Origin of the sequence: Aquimarina megaterium XH134 (assembly GCF_000520975.1) — a bacterium.
Taxonomy (GTDB): domain Bacteria; phylum Bacteroidota; class Bacteroidia; order Flavobacteriales; family Flavobacteriaceae; genus Aquimarina; species Aquimarina megaterium.
This window is the reverse complement of sequence record NZ_JACB01000098.1, coordinates 1-5937: the sequence shown is the minus strand read 5'-3', so window position 1 is coordinate 5937 and position 5937 is coordinate 1. Positions and strand designations below refer to the sequence as shown.

Here is a 5937-nt window from a genome sequence, read left to right as displayed (position 1 = left end):
AGATCAGAGTTTTTGATTTTTTATAACTCTTCTACTTCATTAATCTATTATTATAAACTCACGCAATAGTTTTTGATTTTTATACCAAAAACTGATTTAAATGTTTATGACATAAAAATCATTTAATTCTCTGGATATCAATGTTTTTTCAAAGCAATCAATTGTGTATTTATACTAGTATATCACGATATTTAATTACAACTTCAAAAATTTGGAGTTTTTGATCAATTCACTTAAATCTATATACTATGAAAACACAATTATCAGTCTTATTATGTTTATGCATAATAAGTTTAGGGTTCTCTCAAGACCAACTATGGCAGAGAGTCGACTCACAAAAAAACCTTGGTATTTTTACCAACCAGACCGATCTACCTACCAAAACGGTCTTTACCCTTGATCAAGAAACTATGTACAAGGCGCTTAGCAAAGCTTCTTTACAAAAAAAAGGAGTAGTTTCTAATGTTATTATTCCTTTTCCTAATGCAGATGGCACTCTAGAAAATTACAACATCTACGAAAACCCCATTATGGAACCTGAATTTGCTGCCAAATATCCTAATATTAAATCGTATAAGGGATATAGTACTACGACAGCAGGAGTAATTAGTTTTAGTATCTCTCCAAAAGGAGTACAAAGTATACGTTTAGGTCACGGTTCCTCTGTATTTATAGAAATACTATCTGAGAAAAACAGCACCTACACTGTGTCTAACGATATGAAAAACATAGCCGTTTCTCAAAATTTTGGGCACAGGCATGAGCATGAAGAAAGTCCTATACATATAACGAATCATCAAAAATCTGCTACTGATCTACAAAATAATGATGATGGTAAATTAAGAACCTATCGTCTTGCGGTTTCTGCAACCTATGAGTATACTCAATTTCATAAAGAGGAAGAAACAGAAGAAGAAAAAATTAAAGAAAGAGCCATAGCGGCTATAAATGCTACAATCACTACAGTAAATGCGCTTTATAAACAAGAAGTTGGAGTTCAGTTTATGCTAGTGGATAATGAGGAAATTGTATATACAGAAATTGACGATCCTTATAACCAACTAGATGATTTTGATATTTTTGAAAACCAAATACAAAATGTTATAGATACTAACATAGGCTCTGATAATTATGATATTGGACACCTGTTTTCTAAAAGAACAGGTCCCCTACAAAGACTCAGTTTTGGTGAAATCAAATCACTTTGCCAGCAAGGAAGTAAGGCTAAAGGTTTTTCTTGTATAATTGAACCTGTAGGAGAACTTTTTGATATAAATATTGTTTCTCATGAACTTGCTCATCAATTGGGTGCAAATCACACATTTTCATATAGAGAAGAAATATCTCTAAATGGAGAGTCTACGGGAGCACAGATGGAACCTGGTAGTGGTTCTACTATCATGGGATACAATTTAGCCACTGATGTTCCTAAAAATCAAATCGTACAGGCATCACCTGGAACATATTTTCATGCGTATTCTATACACCAAATGAGAGAGAATATTACCAATCCAGAAAACTGCCGTGGAATTATTGCAGATACGAACAATACCCCCCCAATAGTTGATGCTGGACCAGACTATATCATCCCTAAAGGAACACCTTTTGTATTAACGGCTACTGCTACTGATGCCGAAGGAGATGCTTTATCTTATTGCTGGGAGCAAATAGATGCTGAAGATTTTATCCCAGACAATTCTGTATATGGACCTCTTTTTAGGTCCCTCCTTCCTAAAAATGAGGTTAATACCAGAAATTTTCCTAGCTTATTTGATCCTCTCCATCAGAAGTGGGAAAAACTCCCTAATAAGAGTGGTCAATTAAATTTTAGATGTACCGTAAAAGATGGGCAATCCAATAATGGAGACAGTATGAAAATAACCGTTACTGATCAGGCTGGTCCTTTTAAAGTAACGCAACCCACTAACACCACTACATGGCCAACGGGTACAGAACAAACCATTACCTGGGATGTTGCTAATACTAATGGCAATGCAATAAACGCTGCTACTGTAGATATTTTGATTGCTAATAAAGGTTTTATAGAGCAGTTTTTCTTTAAAGAACTAGCTACAGGAGTACCAAATAATGGTTCATATACATTTACAGTACCTGAAGATTTAAACTTCTCAAAAATTGCTAGAGTTATGGTAAAAGGCAGTGATAACATTTTTTATGCTCTCTCAGAAAATTTTGAAATAGGATCACTAGAAGAAATTGGTGCCCCAAGAGATTTAAAAATATATAATCGCTTTACTACTACTGTTGAGCTTGCCTGGAAAATGAATCTTACTGCAATAACTAATACTCAAGTAAAATATGAGGTTTTTCAAAATGACGAACCTATTGATACAATAGTTCGTGTTCCTATAGGGCTTACCTATAATGTCCCTGATTTAGAATCAGATGAAACCTATTCTTTTTATATAAAAGCTATTATTGGAGATGAGGAGATTAAATCTGATCCTAGTAACACGATAACAGTCACTACATCACCTTCTTCAGTTACGGATGGATCACAATGTATAGGAGGAGTGATTTCTTCTACTTCTAATAGCGGTTTTCTTAATGAAGGTTTTCCATTTATTGATGGGTTTTCTGGGTTTTCTAATCGCTTTGATAAATGGACGAACTCCAGGCTCAATGATAGAACAGAATTTGGAAGAGTCTTTAACTGGAGGGTAGAAAGAACATCTACATCTGACCTAACTGGCCCCAAAGAACCTGCAGAAGGATCAACTTTTGCCGAACTTCGTTCATTTAACATAACTACAAACAAAACTGCATATCTATACTCAAAATGTTTTTATATAACCGCTAACTCCTTAGATCCTGAGTTTTCTTTTCAATATCATATGTTTGGTTCTGGGATGGGATCGCTTACACTACAGCTAAGTGACGATAATGGAATAAGCTGGCTTGATATCTGGCAAAAATCTGGGGATCAAGGAAATTCTTGGAAAGAAGAAACTATACTCCTTAATGATTATATTCAAAATGGTGAATATCGAGGTAAACAAGTGCGATTTAGATTTAAAGGAGTAATTGGCGAAACCAATTTAAGTGATATTGCCATAGATGATGTTCGCTTTATTGTTTCTAATCCTGAACCAGAAACATGTGAAGAAGTAGCCCTACATATGTTATATGATGCATATTCTGAAGAGATCAAATGGGAAATTATAGACAATGAAGATATTGTTATTGCAAGTGGATCGAGCTACGATGGACAAGGACCATTGACTAGCCTGTATATTTATAATTGTTTAATCCCTGGTGAATATACCTTTGTTTTATATGATACTGGTAAGGATGGGTTTTATACTCCTGGATCATATACATTGACTAATCTTGAAACTGAAGAAGTAATCGTAAGCGAAGCAGCATTTAATGGGCCTTCTTCATCTACAAAATTTACTATAGGACCTAAAAAACCAGAATCTCCTACAAATCTAAAAGAAGATTCTAAAACTGATCGATCAGTAGCTTTGGCATGGGATAAACCTGACACTCCCCCTCATCAATATAGAATCTATCAAGGTATTTCTGCAGGTGAGCTTGAATTTGTCTCAGTTGTAGGAGGAGCAAGTGAATTTGCTCTTATAGAAAATCTCGAACCCAATACTACCTATTTCTTTTATATAACCGCTACTAATAGTATTGGTGATGAATCAGAGCCTAGCAATATTGTAGAGGTTACAACTAGTGCTCCTATTGCTAGACCAGAACCTCCTAGCAATTTAATAAGTACTCCAGAAAGCTTAGAAATATCTTTGGAATGGGATAGGTCTCCTTCAAGTAATGTTAGATATAACATATATCAAAATGATGTATTGGTGCAAAGAACAAGATTTACCTTTGCTTTTATACAAGATCTAAATCCTAATACCGAGTATACATTTTACGTAACTGCTATAAATACGGAAGGAGGAGAATCAGAGCCTAGTAATTCTACTACTGCTACACCACTTCCTGCTGCATTAAAAAGTAATGTTAGCACCATTACTATCATCCCTAACCCTGTTGAAGATAGTAATCACGTTACCGTTGTGTCATCACAACATATAGTCTCATATGCGGTATATGATATAGCAGGTAGAGAAGTGCGATCTACTACACCTTTACCCGATACCAAAACGATATCACTTACTGGTATAGAAAATGGAATGTACATCGTTAAACTACAAGATGATAAAGGAAAAACATTTAATCAATCCTTAATCATTAATTAAGACATATTAGCTTATCTCTGAATCAACAAAAAATTTAATAACCGTTAATGCTTAACTAGCTTTAACGGTTATTTTATAATCTAATTTATTTTTTAATATATAAAAAATACTATCTACAACAAATAAATCATTTTCATAACACACCCTAAATTTTGTTGTTTATTAACATTAAAAAATGAAAATCATCGGTCCATAATCATTAAATCCAATCAATCCATTTAGTCTTAATCTTCTCAATTATTAATTTTAGTATCCATACCGAAGTAAGGCCTGAAATAAAAGATTAAAAAAACATTCTAAAGATAAAGAAATGGAAAACATAAAATCATTTATAATAGTTTTCATATGCGTTTTGGTTGTATCCTGTAGTAACGATGATAATTCAATACCAATTATCATTACTATTAAAGATTTTACAACTACTATTACCGAAACCCCAGAAGAAAATGATGAAATAGGTATTATAGAGGCTACAACCAACCGAGGAAAATTGTTGTTTACACTCATAGATGAAAAGCCTGAAGGAGCCGTTATTATTGACCCAACAGGAAAACTAACTGTAAAAAATGCTTCTTTATTTGATTCTAAAGTATACCCCAAACTTACTGCCTCATTATTAGTAATGAATGAACAGGTTAGTAAAGAAGCTACTATTAAAATCATTATTAAAAATAGTGATGATAAGATTCATTTTTCTGATGAAAATTTTAAAAAAGCACTCGTAAAGCAAGATGATCCCATTATAGATATAAATAATGATAGTGAAATTTCATTTAAGGAAGCCAAAGAAATTGAAAAGATAAATTTAGTCGGAATATCAGAAGAAATAACAGATATTGCGGGAATTGAAAATTTTACTAACCTAAAATGGTTTGGTATACAATCTAATACGTTAAAAGAAGTAGATCTGAGTAATAATATAGTACTAGAAGAATTTCATTCTCCTTTTACTATCGCTATCGAAACTATTAATGTTAGTAACAATCCTAAGCTAAAAGTATTATCATTACCTGTAAACAAAATAGAGACTATAGACATTAGCTCTTGTATTAATTTAGAAGAATTGTCGATTAATACAAACAAACTTATATCACTAGATATAAGTAAAAATACAAAACTAAAAGTTTTGTCATGCGGCAGTAATAGACTCAAGACTATAGATGTGACTAAAAATGTGTTTTTAGAAAAATTAAATATTGGCTATGGTGTATTCGCATTAACCAACGATAACAATATAGAAGAAATTGACCTTAGTAATAATATAAAATTAAAAAACCTTGATTGTTATCAGAACCTTTTAACTCGTTTAGATCTAAGTAATAATCCAGAGTTAGAAAGATTAAATGTTTCAAATAACAAATTGACTTTTTTAAATCTTAAAAATGGAGCTACTGCCAATTTAGAAAAAAATGTACGCATAGAAAATAATGCATCAACATTATGTGTGCAAGTAGATACTCCTTCGGCATCTTATATTGCCGATTGGACAAAAGATTCTGATACTCAATTTAAAAGTGTATGTGATTAAGTATTTCATTGCAACTGTATCTAACCCGCAAAACAATTATAATCCAATTCAAAAATTAATTTTAAATCTTTTTAATGAATTTCCAAGAATGAGTTACCATCAATCATCTACCTTTTCCTTTAGAAATAACCGTACAACGGTATTAAAATCATGCCACTTATTTCTGGTAAACGTTAC

3 protein-coding genes are annotated in these 5937 nt (G+C 32.4%); all 3 read left to right on the top strand.

What is annotated here, in order from left to right; translation table 11 throughout:
- Positions 1-248 precede the first annotated feature (248 nt).
- Positions 249-4232, top strand: coding sequence for a reprolysin-like metallopeptidase (locus Z053_RS0127110; RefSeq protein ID WP_025668116.1), 3984 nt, complete (start codon positions 249-251; stop codon positions 4230-4232).
- A gap of 310 nt (positions 4233-4542) precedes the next feature.
- On the top strand, positions 4543-5760 hold the full coding sequence (locus Z053_RS0127105) for a leucine-rich repeat domain-containing protein (protein ID WP_152538410.1): 1218 nt from the start codon (positions 4543-4545) through the stop codon (positions 5758-5760).
- Positions 5753-5937, top strand: a 185-nt coding sequence (locus tag Z053_RS31870; protein WP_206539227.1) for a hypothetical protein, incomplete at its 3' end; no start/stop codon positions are given. The genes Z053_RS0127105 and Z053_RS31870, both read left to right, overlap by 8 nt.

Coding starts and splice junctions, on each gene's coding strand:
- Z053_RS0127110 (WP_025668116.1), top strand. CDS start 249: ATGAAAACACAATTATCAGTCTTATTATGTTTATGCATAATAAGTTTA.
- Z053_RS0127105 (WP_152538410.1), top strand. CDS start 4,543: ATGGAAAACATAAAATCATTTATAATAGTTTTCATATGCGTTTTGGTT.